This window comes from Cutibacterium nasicola, assembly GCF_051303185.1.
Taxonomy (GTDB): Bacteria; Actinomycetota; Actinomycetes; order Propionibacteriales; family Propionibacteriaceae; genus Cutibacterium.
In genome coordinates this window covers 141,166-155,172 of record NZ_JBPPGE010000004.1, presented here as the reverse complement: position 1 = coordinate 155,172, position 14,007 = coordinate 141,166, and the positions used below count along the sequence as shown (strand labels likewise).

Here is a 14,007-nt window from a genome sequence, read left to right as displayed (position 1 = left end):
CGAGACGTCCGGCATCCTCGATGAAGTGGAGTGGTCATGGTATCCAGTCGGCGTGATCTCGATGTGCTCACGATGGGGCGTATCGGTGTCGACATCTATCCCCTGCAGTACGGAGTGGGGTTGGAGGACGTTACCTCGTTCGGCAAGTTCCTTGGTGGCAGCCCGACCAACGTCGCCGTTGCTGCAGCCAGGCTTCGTCATTCCGCAGCTGTGGTCACAGCAGTGGGCAACGATCCATTCGGTCGATTCTGCCGACGCGAGATGGCTCGGCTCGGCGTCTACGACGACTACGTGCTCGTCGATGACGACCTTCCCACCCCGGTGACATTTTGCGAGATCTTCCCGCCGGACGACTTCCCGCTGTACTTCTATCGACGCCCCACCGCTCCGGATCTGAGGATCACTCCAGATGACATACCCGAGGAGGCTGTGCAGAATGCTCGGGTCCTGTGGCTGTCGGTGACTGGTCTGTGCCAGCAGACTTCCCGGGATGCACATCGCCGTGCCCTGGAGATCAGGGGCAGGACGGAGCACACGATTCTCGACCTGGACTACCGTCCCATGTTCTGGGAGTCCAAGGAAGAGGCCCATGAAGCAGTCTCGGAGATCCTGCCGCAGGTGACGGTCGCGGTTGGCAATCGCGAGGAGTGCGAGGTGGCCGTGGGTGAGACGGACCCCGATCGAGCCGCCCGTGCACTGCTGGACGCTGGGGTTCAGCTCGCCGTCGTCAAGCAAGGGCCCAAGGGCACCTTGGCCATGACTCGTGATGAGCGGGTGGAGGTCGCCCCCACTCCGATCGATGTCACCAATGGGCTTGGAGCCGGGGATTCCTTCGGTGGCAGCCTGTGTCATGGTCTGCTGGAGGGATGGAGCCTGACCGAGACGATCCAGGCGGCGTCGGCTGCGGGTGCCTTGGTGGCCACTCGGTTGGAGTGCTCCACTGCCATGCCCTCGGAGCCGGAACTGTTTGCGATGATGGCGGACCATCCGGATGTCGCCGTCAAAGAGGAACATCTGTCATGACAGGTACACCACTCATCGACAAGCTGGTGGATCTTCGGCTCTCCGACGCGGTGGGATTTGCGGCTCGGATCAGGCAACGTCCGCGGGCCACGTGGTCTCCCACCGACCCGCTCATGATCGTCGCAGCTGATCATCCCGCCCGTGGTGCGCTCGCCGCCGGTGGTCAGCTTGATGCCATGGCAGATCGGGAGCAACTCCTCGAGCGGTGCGTCACCGCCCTGGGACGTCCCGGGGTCAATGGGTTCTTGGGAACCGCTGACATGGTCGCCGATCTGGCCAACCTTGGTGCGCTGGACGGCAAGGTCGTCTTTGGATCCATGAACCGAGGTGGATTCGCTGGTGCGTCCTTCGAACTCGATGACCGGATGACCGGCTACGACGTCAACGGCGTCGTCACTGATGACCTTGCCGGGGGCAAGATGTTGCTGAGGTTCGACCTGTCCGATCCGGGAACGGTCCAGACGGTGCAGACGTGCGCTGAGAACGTGACTGCCCTGGCCAGGGCGCGGCGAATCGCCATGGTGGAGCCATTCATCTGTCACCGTACTGCCGACGGTAGGGTCGTCAACGACCTCTCGACCGACGCAGTCGTCAAGTCGGTGGCCATGGCTTCAGGGCTTGGTGCAGATACGTCGTGGACCTGGCTCAAGCTGCCAGCGGTCGATGACATGGAGAAGGTGGCGTGTGCCACGTCGTTGCCCATCCTCCTGCTCGGGGGAGAGGTGAGTGAGGACCCCGAGTCGACTCGGCGTCGCTGGGCCAGGGCGCTCGCCCCACGCAACGTCCGCGGACTCGTCCTGGGACGTTCTGTCCTCTACCCGCCGGACTCAGACGTGGCAGCTGCCATTGACAACGCTGTTCAACTGTTGGGAGCACAAGCATGACTGAACTGGTTCTTCGATCTGGGAGCACGGGCTCGGGTTCCTGTGACGTTGACGTCACCCCTGAGCGAGCTGGATGGACATACTCCGGTCTCACCGTTGCGAAGCTCGCGGAGGGCGAGACCCTCGAGCTGGACACCAACGGCCATGAGTACCTGGTCCTGCCTCTGGAAGGGGCGTTCGCCGTGCAGGTCGGTGACGTGCACGCTGATCTTGCCGGGCGCAGCACCATCTGGGGTGAGGTGACTGACTACGTCTTCGTGCCCCGTCACAGCACAATCAGCATCACTGCGCTCGGCGATGGACGAGTGGCGCTGCCACATGCCCTTGCCGACGAGGACCTCGAGCCCAGGTACTGTCCGGCGGAAGAAGTACGTGTCGAGCTGCGTGGGGCAGGCAACTGCTCGCGACAGGTGGTGAACTATGCCGTTGCCAACCCGGTGCGCACGTCCCGGTTGCTGGCCTGTGAGGTTCTCACCCCAGGTGGCAACTGGTCGTCCTACCCTCCGCACAAACATGACGAGGAGTCGGAGGTCGAGCGCGAGCTCGAGGAGATCTACTATTTCGAGATCCGTGGCGACGAGCACGGTCCGGGAATGGCCTTCCATGGAACCTACGGGACGCCCGAGCGCCCGATCCATGTGGCAGAGATGATCGCCAATGGCGATGTGGCCCTGGTGCCGCACGGTTGGCACGGGCCGTGTGCGGCTGCTCCCGGGTACGACCTGTACTACCTCAACGTCATGGCTGGGCCCGGGAAGGCCGAGTGGAAGTCAGTCGACGACCCGCACTACGGGTGGATCCGCCAGACGTGGGAGAACCAGGGAATTGATCCCCGTCTGCCGATGGCAGTGGACGACACGAAGGAGCGATGATGATTGAACAGACTGTGAGGCTCAGCGTCGGGCAAGCCATCGTGCGGTACCTGACGCACCAGTACACGGAGCGTGACGGAGTCGAGCATCGCTTCATCCCTGGGGTCTTCGGGATCTTTGGTCATGGGAACGTCACTGGTCTGGGGCAGGCCCTCCTCCAGAACGAGGTGGATCCCGTTGATGAGGAAGGGCATCTTGACTACTGGATGGGCCGTAACGAACAAGGCATGGTTCACGCCTGCTCGGCCTTTGCCCGTGCCACCAACCGGTTGCAGGCATTGGCTGCCACGGCGTCCGTCGGTCCCGGCTCCCTCAACATGGTCACTGGTGCGGCCCTGGCCACCACCAACCGGGTGCCGGTTCTGCTCTTTCCGGCGGACATCTTCGCTAACCGTGCGCCCGATCCCGTGCTGCAACAGTTGGAGGACCCCACCAATCCCGACGTGTCATGCAATGATGCGTTCCGTTCCGTCTCGAAGTTCTGGGATCGGGTGAATCGCCCGGATCAGCTCATGGTGTCACTACCGCGCGCGATGCGGGTGCTCACCGACCCCGTGGACACCGGCGCCGCTGTCATCTGCCTGCCCGAGGACGTGCAGACCGAGGTCTACGACTGGCCGGTGTCCTTCTTCGCCAAGAAGGTCTGGCACATTGACCGGAGGGTCCCCGACCGTGCCGCCGTCGCCCGGGCGGTGGAGGCGATTCGTGGTGCACGACGTCCACTCATCATCTCTGGTGGAGGCACGATCTACTCCGAGGCATCCCAGGAACTGCGTGATTTCGCGTCGGCCACCGGTATTCCGGTCGCCGACACCCAGGCTGGAAAGGGTGCCATCAACTGGGATCATCCGTGTGCAGTGGGCGGTGTTGGGGCGACCGGTTCCGACTCGGCCAATGCGTTGGCTGCCCAGGCCGACCTCATCATCGGTATCGGCACCCGGTACTCCGATTTCACCACTGGTTCGCAGACAGCCTTCAGAAACCCGGACGTGAACTTCGTCAATGTCAATGTGGGATCCTTCGACGCAGCCAAACAAGGTGCCCAGATGCTGCTGGCAGACGCTCGAGAGGCTCTGATGGTGCTGTCGGATGAGCTCGCGGACTACCACGTTCCCCAGGAATGGAGCGATCTCGCCGTCAAGGAGGCCAATGCTTGGGCCAAGGTGACCGATCGGTGCTACCACCTGGACCACGGTCCATTGCCGGCGCAGACCGAGGTGTTCGGGGCTCTCAATGAACTCATGGGTGACGATGACGTGATCATCAATGCCGCAGGGTCGATGCCTGGTGACCTGCAGTGTCTGTGGCGCGCCAGCACTCCCGTGCAGTACCACGTCGAGTACGCGTTCTCATGTATGGGTTATGAGATTCCGGCGGCCTTGGGCGTCAAGATGGCACGGCCGGACTCCGAGGTCGTGGCCATCGTGGGTGACGGCACCTACCAGATGCTCCCGATGGAGTTGGCGACGATCGTCCAGGAGGGGGCGAAGGTCATCCTCGTGCTGCTCCAGAACCATGGTTTCGCATCGATCGGTGCGCTCTCCGAGTCCCACGGATCTCAGCGATTCGGCACGAAGTATCGGCAGCACGACGGTGGTCAGGGACACGTCGTCGGGGACGATGCCCTGCTGCCTCTCGACATTGCGGCCAATGCTCGTTCGTGGGGGGTGAACGTCTTGAAGGTCCACACCATTGACGAGTTCAAGGAGGCATATCGCCAGGCCGAGGCATCTGATCGTGCCACGATGATCCACATCGAGACCGACCTGTACGGACCCAACCCGCCTGCCTCGGGTTGGTGGGACGTCCCGGTGCCTGCGCAGTCGCGGTTGGAGTCGACGCAGCGAGCCCACGCCGAGTACGTCGAACAGGTTGCCGCACAGCGCAGGTTCTTCTGACTGGCTCGCAGGCCGGTGCCGCAACGACTGACGGCGTGAGACATGTGGAGGGGATCCCCGCTCAGGCGGGGGATCCCCTCAGTGTTGTGGTCCCTCACCGTCCGTGCACCACGTGTCACCTCGTGATCGTCACGACCTGGACTGGGGCCGAGTGCGTTCAGGCGTTGTCGAAGAAATGCATCAGGCTCAACGCGATTGACGCGGTGGCGGTCAAGAGGCCGGAGACGATGGTCAGGTATGGAGCATCGTTGACGAGCCCTGCGATTGCCAGGGCGAAGAGGACCAGTGCTGCCGGGATGAAACGGAGCAGAGTGACTGCGTGATGCTGCATGCCCGATCTCGCGCTGGCCAAGGGGTTCAGGGTGATTCCAGATTCGACATGGCTGTAGGTCATGTGCGGTGTCTTAACTTCCTCTCGGACGCCGAGACACGGCTGCACGGCCGCGCTCGGCACGGCCGTGTGCACGCCCGAAGAGTGCTTCGGGCGGGTGGGCTGGCACCCACCGGAGCCCATGTTAACACAATTGACCGTGAGCCTGCACCGATTGCGGTCGTGAGCTTGACGCAGTCCCATTGACTCCCGAGGGACTCCCTCGACGATGTGGAGCCAGCCGGAGGCCCCGGGTCGGGTCGAACTGTGGTCTCCCACCGGTCACACCTCCTGGTTTTGAAGGGTGCGTCAACGGCGACCTGTTGGAGGGTGTCGCAGGCCCAGCCCTTGTCCTGACTGGCGCACATGCCTCCGGACGGACAGCACAAGAGGTGAGATCTGTCTGAATGGTGATATTTGTTAGTACAAATAGCGCTTGATGGGCTATCCTGAAGATGTTGGTCACACAGCTGGCCAACATCGACGTCCATCGACAACGAAGGAGTTCTCGAGCATGAAGACCATCAAGCACTGGGTCGGCGGTGAATACTACGAGGGATCCCCGCTGGGTGTGATTCCCGTTGAGAACCCTGCGACTGGTGAGGTGACCGCAGAACTGCTGCAGGCGTCCAAGGAGGATCTGGGCCACACCGTCGAGGTGGCACGCGAGGCGCAGAAGGAGTGGGCGAGCTACTCGCTGGCGAAACGAGTGGCCATCATGTTCCGGATGCGTCAGCTCGTTCTCGATCATCAGGACGAGATGGCACGGCTCATCGTCAGGGAGCATGGCAAGAACTATTCCGACGCCATCGGTGAGATCCAGCGTGGCCGGGAAACCCTTGACTTCGCGACCGCCATCAACGTGGCTCTCAAGGGCGAGTACTCCCACGACGTGTCCACCGGGGTCGACATCCACACCACCCGCCAGCCGGTCGGTGTCGTCGCAGGTATCTGCCCGTTCAACTTTCCGGCCATGGTCCCGATGTGGATGCATCCGCTGGCCATTGCGACCGGAAACGCCTTCATCCTCAAGCCGGCCTCACCCACACCGTCGGCATCGCTTCTCACGGCAGAGCTGTACAAGGAGGCTGGACTTCCCGACGGTGTGTTCAACGTGCTCTCGGGCGATCGTCGCAGTGTCCAGGACATCTTGGTCCACCCGGGTATTGATGCCATCTCCTTCGTTGGTTCGACCCCAGTGGCTCACATCGTCCAAGACACCGGCGTGAGCCATGGCAAGCGCGTCCAGGCTCTCGGCGGTGCGAACAACCATGCCATCGTCATGCCCGACAGCGATCTTGACTTCGCTGCCCAGCACATCTCCGCATCTGCCTTCGGTGCCGCCGGTGAGCGTTGCATGGCTCTTCCCGTGGTCGTCGCCGTGGGAGGTTGTGGTCCGAAACTGGCTGAGAAGGTCAAGAAGCATGCCGAAGCCATCAAGGTCGGCGAAGGCATGGGTCACGGTGTTGAGATGGGGCCGGTCATCTCTGCCAAGGCCAAGAACCGTATCGTCGGCCTCATCGATGACGCGCAGGAGCGCGGCTCGAAGGTCGTCCTCGACGGTCGTGGCCTCACCGTCCCCGGTTACGAGAATGGTCACTTCCTTGGACCGACCATCCTTGACGATGTTCCCCTGGACGCCCCGGTCTACACCGAGGAGGTCTTCGGTCCGGTGCTCGCCATTGTTCACGCCGACACCTACGAAGAAGCCCTCAAGATCGTCAATGACCAGCCCTTCGGCAACGGTTCGGCAATCTTCACCAATGACGGAGGTGTGGCCCGTCGCTTCACCCTCGACGTGGAGGCGGGCATGGTCGGTGTCAATGTACCGATCCCGACCCCTGTCGCGTTCTACTCCTTCGGTGGGTGGAAGGAGTCGCTCCTGGGTGACACCCACATTCATGGTCCCGAGGGTGTCACCTTCTACACCCGTGCCAAGGCCATCACCGAGCGGTGGCCAACGGAGAAGACCTACGCGGCGACCATGTCGTTCCAACGTGACGAGTGAGGTCCGAGCACAACAGCCTCGGGCGCCGTTGATCGTGCAGTCGTGTCCGTGATGCTGATGGCAGTGGGGTGGAGTGCGCATGTCGTGCTCCACCCCACTGTGTTCACTCAGCTGTCGAGGTTCCCTGCTCATGGGTGTTTTCGAGGCAGTGGTCGTTCTTCGTGCGTGGCTGTCGGGAAGGGATGAATGGTGCGATGCAGGCCTGTTGCCGTATCGGAGTGATCATGACGGGAGCTTGCTCGAGATGAGTGACACTGAATGCCGGGGGCACTGGACATGTGTGTTCGGCGTGCTATCCTTTTGACAGGACATATGCACGGGGTGGTGCACATGTCATTCGGCTACCCAAGCCGATGGTGATTCATGGGGGTCATGATGAAACGTAACCGAACCCTTGGCGTGGGTCTTGTCTCGCTGGGTTGGATGGGCAGATTGCACACCCGCGCCTACAAGTCGCTCGCAGAGAAGTTCCCAGAAATCGATGCAGGCGTTCGACTCGTGTCATGTTGCGATCTGCTGGAGGAGAACAGACAACAGGCTGTGGATCGCCTGGGATTCTCCACCGCGGTCGATGACTATCATGACGTGATCGAGAACTCCGAGGTTGATGTCGTCTCGATCTGTGCACCGAATTTCCTGCACCGTGACATTGCTCTTGCGGCAGCAGAGGCGGGAAAACCATTCTGGATCGAGAAGCCGATGGGGATCAGCGCAGCACAGTCCCGACAGATCGCCGAGGCGGCTGAGGACAAGGAGCTGGTGACCTCGGTCGGGTTCAACTACCGCCACACCCCCGCGGTCGAGTTCGCGCGCCAGCTCATCGCCGACGGTCGACTCGGCACGGTGACGAACGCCAGGGTTTGGCTCATCGCCGACTATGCCTCGGACCCCCGCGGACCGCTCACATGGCGCTACGACAGGCAGAGAGCCGGTGCCGGTGTCATCCTCGACCTCATGGGTCACGGCGAGGACCTCGTCCAGTACCTGCTCAAGAAGCGGATCACCGAAGTCTCGGCCATCTCCGACACATTCATCCGGCAACGTCCCAAGCCACTCAAGGAAGGTGTCGGACATACCGGGTGGGTTGTCTCCGACGAACTCGGGCCGGTTGGCAACGAGGACTACTGCGCTGTCATGGCACGTATGGAGGATGGGGTGACGTGTACCTTGGAGTCCAGTCGAGTCAGTGTCGGACCGCGTGCGGAATACATCATTGAGGTCTACGGGACCGAGGGGTCGATCCGATGGAACTTCGAGGACCTCAATCACCTGCAGGTCTGTCTGGGACGCGACAATGGCGCTCTCCAGGGATACATCAACTGCATGGCAGGACCTGATTATCCTGAGTTCCTGCGCTTCCAGCCCGGAGCCGGGACATCCATGGGCTTTGACGACATGAAGGTCGTCGAAGCTGCGAAGTTCGTCCGAGGTGTTCTGGACGGACAGCAGTATGGTCCATCCGTTGCCGACGGTTGGGCCTCGGCGGAGATCAATGACGCGATCATCGCGTCCTGTGCCGACCGTGCCTGGCACGACGTGGAGCCGGTGTCGGGAAGAACCACATTCGACAAGTGACCGCGTCATCGCGTGTCTCCGAGAAGGCTTGGCATCGGAGCCGGGCCACCGGTGGGAATGGACCAACCGGTTGATATCGAGGGCCGAGAGCCGCCCCTGACCGAAAGGGTGACATGAGTACACCTTCACACATCAAAGAAGACATCAGTCAGATGGTTGAGGAAACCCCTCCATCTGGCAAGCATCGAGGAATCGGTGCGCTCGCTGCCGTGGCGACCTTGGGCTCGCTGCTCTTCGGCTACGACACGGGTGTCATTTCCGGAGCGCTCCCGTACATGTACATGCCCGACCTGGCCGGTGGTCTGGCACTCACCCCTGTCCAGGAGGGTGCCATTGGCGGCACGCTCCTCATAGGAGCCGCAATTGGAGCGGTGACCGGGGGCATCATGTCGGACCGATGGGGTCGCCGTCACAACATCACGATCCTTGCGATCATCTTCTTGCTGGGTGCCCTGGGAACGACATTCTCGCCAAACGTGGCAGTGATGTACATCTTCCGGTTCGTGCTGGGGTGTGCAGTGGGTGCTGCCTCGGCCACGGTTCCGGTGTACTTGGCCGAGACGGCGCCAAAACGGATTCGAGGGTCGATCGTGGCCATCGATCAGCTCATGATCGTCACCGGTCAGCTTCTGGCCTTCTCCATGAATGCCGCCATCAATGCCGCTCATGGTGGGCCGCAACTGACTGTCAAGGCCAACAACAACCCAGACAGTCTCGGGATCACGAACGGTAGCTACTCCTGGGATCAGATTCTCGCGCTCCAGGCGTCCAAGGGTGGTCCTCTGGACGAGTCCCAGTACCGCACATTCGTGGAGAACCTCGTCATCCAGTCCGGCAACGGTGCTGCGTGGCGTTGGATGCTCGTGCTGTGCTCCATTCCTGCCATCGCTCTGTGGATCGGTATCCGTCTCATGCCGGAGTCCGCTCGCTGGTACCTGGCCAAGGGACGTGTGGCTGACGCCATCGCGGCTCTCAAGCGAGTGCGGGATCCCGAGAAGGACGGGCCTCTGGACGCCGAGGTCGAGGAGATGTTGGTCTCCCAGCAGCGCGAGCTGGAGAACAAGTACCACGGCAATGCCTTCGCCCATGTGTGGAAGACGCCGTGGCTGCGAAAGCTCATGCTCGTGGGTATCTTCCTGGCGATTGTCAACCAGACGACGGGTGTGAACACCGTCATGTATTACGCGCCCAAGGTGTTGGAGTACGCGGGCATGACGACTTCGGCGTCGATCACGGCGCAGGTGGCCAATGGTGTCATGTCCGTCATTGGTTCGGCTGCTGGTCTGTGGCTCATCCTCAAGTTCAGTCGGCGCAGCCTGCTCATTTTCGACGTCACGGCCGTGGGCGTCACCCTTCTCGCCATTGCGGCAACATTCCAGTTCACCATTGCCCCACACATCGCCGACAAGACGGCTCCTCCAGCATGGGCCCCGTTCCTCATCCTCGGCCTCATGGCGGTGTTCATGCTCATCGTCCAGTCCACCAACGGCACGGTGGTGTGGACCATGATGGGTGAGATGTTCCCGGCAAATGTTCGTGGGATCATGAATGGCACGGCCATCTTCTTCATGTGGGTGGTCAATGCCATCATCACGTTCACCTTCCCGTCAATGATGGCTGGTCTGGGTGGCGGGTTGACCTACACCATCTACGGTGTTCTCAACCTCGTTATTGCCGTGGTCCTGTTCAAGGTCATGCCGGAGACCCACGATAAGTCCCTGGAACAGATCGAGACGTACATGGAGGAGCGCTACTCCTGATCGTTCCTCTCATTGAAATGGGGTGAGTGCATTCATGGATGCACTCACCCCATTCTTGTTTTCAGAATTGGGTGTGCCATCGCATCTCTTTTGGAGATGTGGGATTCATGTTCTTTCGCTCGTGAGATGTGGGATCCACTCATCGTCATGGGTTCGAGATTGTCGCGGGGGTCTTGTCGGGTCAGCAGGTTCGTGATTTAATGGAATTAAATGTAAGGACAAAGGAGTGTATGGTTATGGCCCCCCTACCAACAACCATGCGTGCCGCGGTGCTGCGGAAGCCCGGTGAGCCGCTCGTCATCGAAACCCTCAATGTTCCTCGACCCCGTCATGGCGAGGTTCTTCTCAAGGTCACTGCCTGTGGTCTGTGTCACTCGGACCTGCACGTCCTGGGTGGAGCGATCGATTTCCCGGTGCCAGCCGTCCTGGGGCATGAGGTCAGTGGTGTCATTGCCGAACTTGGTGATGGGTTGAGTCATTCCGGTCTCGACGTCGGACAGCCCGTCTCCGGCGGATTTCTCATGCCGTGCGGCGAGTGCGAGGCGTGTCGCCGGGGACGAGATGATCTGTGTGGCCCGTTCTTCGAGATGAATCGACTGCACGGCACCCTTTACGACGGGCAGACCCGTCTGTTCACTCCCGACGGTGAGCCGGTGTCGATGTACTCCATGGGTGCCCTGGCGCAGTACTGCGTCGTCCCGGCGACGGCTGTTGCGCCATTGGCCAGCGGCCTCGATCCTGTCAACTCCGCGATCCTCGGGTGTGCGGCCATGACTGCCTATGGTGCGGTCCGGCATGGCGCAGACCTGCGATACGGAGAGTCAGTGGCAGTCGTCGCCACAGGCGGAGTGGGATCGAACATCCTGCAGTTCGCCAGCGCGATGGGTGCCGATCCGGTCATCGCCATTGACGTCAAGGAGGAAAAGCTGGCGGAGGCCAGGGGGCTCGGCGCCACCCACACCGTCAATTCCACGACCGAAGACGTCAGGCAGAGAGTCCTCGAGATCACGGGTGGCCGAGGTGTCGAGGTGTCCTTCGAGGCACTGGGTATTCCTGCCACCTGGAAGACAGCTCTGGATGCCCTCGCAGATGGTGGACGTATGGTGCCAGTGGGGCTGGGCGCGGGTGTGCAGACTGCTGGTGTGGAGATCAATCGGACGGTGCGGCGTGGCCAGTCGATCCTGGGGTCTTATGGCGCACGTACCCGGGTGGATCTGCCAGCTGTTGTCTCCATGGCCGCTCGTGGCGTGATCGACGTCGACAGGGTGGTCCACAAGACATTCAGCCTTGATGAGGTGAATGAGGGTTACGCCATGCTCCATGACGGTTCGATGGTGGGCCGAGGGGTCATCGACATGGCGTTGTGAGATCTTGATCGTCCCAAGGCCGACACCTGCCTTGAGATGACGACAGCTTCGAGATGATGGTGGCCCGTCCCTGAAAGGGGCGGGCCACCATTCGGTAATTCAGGCTGAGCGAGCCAGCATCAGGAGCTCATCGTCCGAGCGATGCCAGAGCCTCGTGGGACTTCTTGGCATTGAGGACCGGACCACCGCCAGCAGGGGGTTCCCCGTCGATCATGATGTCCTGCTCCAGAACGTAGTAGCCGTCGAATCCGGCCTCGTCGAGAAGTGTCACGATCGCGGCGAAATCGATGTCTCCCTCGCCGATGGGGGCGAACATGCCGGCTCGGATGCCCTGGGACCAGGTGATCTCACCTGGCAAGAGCTTGTCGGTCATCTCCTTGTGGACATCCTTGGCGTGGACGATGTCGACACGATCTGCATACTTGCGAACCAACTCGACGACGTCGGTGCCACCGCAGGCCAGGTGGCCAGTGTCCAGGCACAGCCCGATCGAGGAGTTGTCGAGTACCCTGACCACCTCGTCGTAGTTCTGGACCATCGTCCCCCAGTGCGGGTGGAGGCAGGCGGTGACCTTGCGGCTGGCGCAGACCTCGCGGATGCGATCGAGATTGCTGAACAGGGTGTTCCAACCTGCTTCGTCAAGGACGGGGCGTGCGTCGTACCCGTCACGACCGGAATCGGCGGCGAGGATGAGATAGTCGCCGCCGGCGGCCTCGAAGGCGTCGAGCTCCTTGTTGACCATGGGGATCGGGTCGAAATCCGGATCGTGCATGATGGCGAGGAAGAAGGCTCCGACGGGTTTGAGGTTGTACTTCTTCACCTCTGCGGCGCGGGCTTCGGCCTCGATGGGCAGCCAGCCCTGGGGGCCGAACTCGGTGGCGGTGAGGCCGATCTGCCTCATCTCGGTGAGAACGCGCTCCGGTGTCATCTGATAGCCCCAGCCCGGGACCTCGCAGACACCCCAGCTGATGGGTGCTCCAGCAATCTTCATCGATGTGCTCCTTGTGTGTTGAGGGTCTGAGCTTCTGTGCGTCAGGCCAATGACAGTAGTATATGTCCGGTCAATAAGGGTGACAATGGCCTCTTTGCTCCGCGGGACATGCTGGTGTGATCGATATTTGTGCTAACATAGCAGTATCTTGTAGGTGCTGGCTGAGAGCCAGCTATGTCGAACACAGGGGTTCACAGCATGATCAGGATCGCCATCATTGGGGCTGGACGTATTGGCCACGTCCACGCTCGAGCCGTCGCCGGACGTACCGATGCCACTTTGGCACTTGTCTGCGACCCATTCGAGCAGAACGCACGTGCCCTCGCCGAGGAGTACGATGTGCGCTACTGCTTGGAGCCGGACGACGTGTTCTCGGACCCGATGATCGATGCAGTCGTCATCGGGTCGCCGACGAAGTTCCACGTCGACCACATCCTCAAGGCCGTCAGCGCTGGCAAGCGGGTGATGTGTGAGAAGCCGATTGCACTCGATCTCGAGTCGGCAAGGAGGTGCATCGAACAGCTGGGGGAGCGCGCCGATCAGGTGATGATGGGATTCAACCGTCGTTTCGACCCAACCTTCCACGCCTTGAAGAGTCGCCTTGATGAGGGGGAGATCGGTGACCTCCAGCAGCTCACCGTCATCTCACGAGATCCGGCTGCTCCGCCGGTCTCCTACATCGCCGGATCCGGGGGCATCTTCAAGGACATGACAATCCATGACTTCGACATGGTGCGGCACTTCCTCGGGGACATCGCTGAAGTCAATGCCGTGGGTACCAATGTGTCTGCACAGATCGCGGAACAGGGTGATCTCGACCAGGTGGTCATCACCCTCAAGTCCCGTGAGGGCAAGCTTGCCACCATCATCAACTCGCGGACCTGCGCTTTCGGCTACGACCAGCGAATCGAGGCATTCGGTGCCGATGGCATGCTCAGCGCAGACAATCTTACCGAGACCGCAGTACGCAAGGCCACCAGCACCCAGACCGATGCCAAGACCGCGATCATGGATTTCTTCTTGGAAAGGTACGAGGATGCCTACCGCATCGAGCTGGAGACCTTCCTTGACTCGATCGTCGATGGCGGTGTCATCTCGCCATCGGTACGCGATGGTTACGAGGCACTTGTCCTGGCCGATGCCGCGAGGCGCAGCGTGGAGGAGCATCGCGTCGTAACTCTCTGACGCGTCCTGGATGGGGACATGCGGCAGACGGTCCGCCCGATCCACGGTTGCGCTGCGGGAAGGTGTGGGGCATG

The 14,007-nt window shown here is 61.4% G+C and carries 11 protein-coding genes; 9 read left to right on the top strand and 2 right to left on the bottom strand.

All coding sequences use genetic code 11. The features are described from left to right. The first annotated feature begins 36 nt into the window (after positions 1-36). The 4 genes from iolC to iolD are packed head-to-tail and all read left to right on the top strand — an operon-like array spanning position 37 to position 4,677. Positions 37-1,023 carry a 5-dehydro-2-deoxygluconokinase gene (gene iolC, locus ACSJJT_RS08115; protein ID WP_435917821.1) on the top strand — a complete coding sequence of 329 codons (987 nt, stop codon included), beginning with the start codon at positions 37-39 and terminating at the stop codon, positions 1,021-1,023. Continuing rightward, complete coding sequence (locus tag ACSJJT_RS08110; RefSeq protein ID WP_016665995.1) at positions 1,020-1,907, top strand: Cgl0159 family (beta/alpha)8-fold protein; 888 nt, start codon at positions 1,020-1,022, stop codon at positions 1,905-1,907. The genes iolC and ACSJJT_RS08110 overlap by 4 nt, the downstream gene beginning before the upstream one ends. Next, positions 1,904-2,779, top strand: a complete 876-nt coding sequence (iolB, locus tag ACSJJT_RS08105; RefSeq protein ID WP_063279534.1) for a 5-deoxy-glucuronate isomerase — start codon at positions 1,904-1,906, stop codon at positions 2,777-2,779. The genes ACSJJT_RS08110 and iolB overlap by 4 nt, the downstream gene beginning before the upstream one ends. After that, positions 2,779-4,677, top strand: coding sequence for a 3D-(3,5/4)-trihydroxycyclohexane-1,2-dione acylhydrolase (decyclizing) (iolD, locus tag ACSJJT_RS08100; RefSeq protein ID WP_016665993.1), 1,899 nt, complete (start codon positions 2,779-2,781; stop codon positions 4,675-4,677). The genes iolB and iolD overlap by 1 nt, the downstream gene beginning before the upstream one ends. Before the next feature lie 157 nt (positions 4,678-4,834). Here the strand turns inward: iolD and ACSJJT_RS08095 are convergent, their stop codons facing one another. Further along, on the bottom strand, positions 4,835-5,071 hold the full coding sequence (locus tag ACSJJT_RS08095) for a hypothetical protein (protein ID WP_435917820.1): 237 nt from the start codon (positions 5,069-5,071) through the stop codon (positions 4,835-4,837). 490 nt (positions 5,072-5,561) lie between these two features. On the opposite strand from ACSJJT_RS08095, the gene ACSJJT_RS08090 reads away from it, so the two are divergent. The 4 genes from ACSJJT_RS08090 to ACSJJT_RS08075 all read left to right on the top strand — a co-directional run bounded on the left by ACSJJT_RS08090 (position 5,562) and on the right by ACSJJT_RS08075 (position 11,757). Further along, on the top strand, positions 5,562-7,055 hold the full coding sequence (locus ACSJJT_RS08090) for a CoA-acylating methylmalonate-semialdehyde dehydrogenase (RefSeq protein ID WP_435917819.1): 1,494 nt from the start codon (positions 5,562-5,564) through the stop codon (positions 7,053-7,055). Between the two features lie 363 nt (positions 7,056-7,418). Continuing rightward, complete coding sequence (locus ACSJJT_RS08085; protein ID WP_065673822.1) at positions 7,419-8,630, top strand: Gfo/Idh/MocA family protein; 1,212 nt, start codon at positions 7,419-7,421, stop codon at positions 8,628-8,630. A 152-nt stretch (positions 8,631-8,782) separates the two neighbouring features. Further along, positions 8,783-10,390, top strand: a complete 1,608-nt coding sequence (locus tag ACSJJT_RS08080) for an MFS transporter (protein ID WP_036975443.1) — start codon at positions 8,783-8,785, stop codon at positions 10,388-10,390. 230 nt (positions 10,391-10,620) lie between these two features. Further along, positions 10,621-11,757: a zinc-binding dehydrogenase gene (locus ACSJJT_RS08075; RefSeq protein WP_435917818.1), complete on the top strand. Its 1,137-nt coding sequence runs from the start codon at positions 10,621-10,623 to the stop codon at positions 11,755-11,757. A 127-nt stretch (positions 11,758-11,884) separates the two neighbouring features. Here the strand turns inward: ACSJJT_RS08075 and ACSJJT_RS08070 are convergent, their stop codons facing one another. Beyond that, positions 11,885-12,748 carry a sugar phosphate isomerase/epimerase family protein gene (locus ACSJJT_RS08070; RefSeq protein WP_016665987.1) on the bottom strand — a complete coding sequence of 288 codons (864 nt, stop codon included), beginning with the start codon at positions 12,746-12,748 and terminating at the stop codon, positions 11,885-11,887. Positions 12,749-12,946: 198 nt separating this feature from the next. Here ACSJJT_RS08070 and iolG point away from each other — a divergent pair, with 198 nt between their 5' ends. Further along, the gene (iolG, locus tag ACSJJT_RS08065; RefSeq protein WP_016665986.1) at positions 12,947-13,933 is read left to right on the top strand and encodes an inositol 2-dehydrogenase; all 987 of its coding nucleotides are present in this window, start codon (positions 12,947-12,949) and stop codon (positions 13,931-13,933) included. The last annotated feature ends 74 nt before the right edge of the window (positions 13,934-14,007 follow it).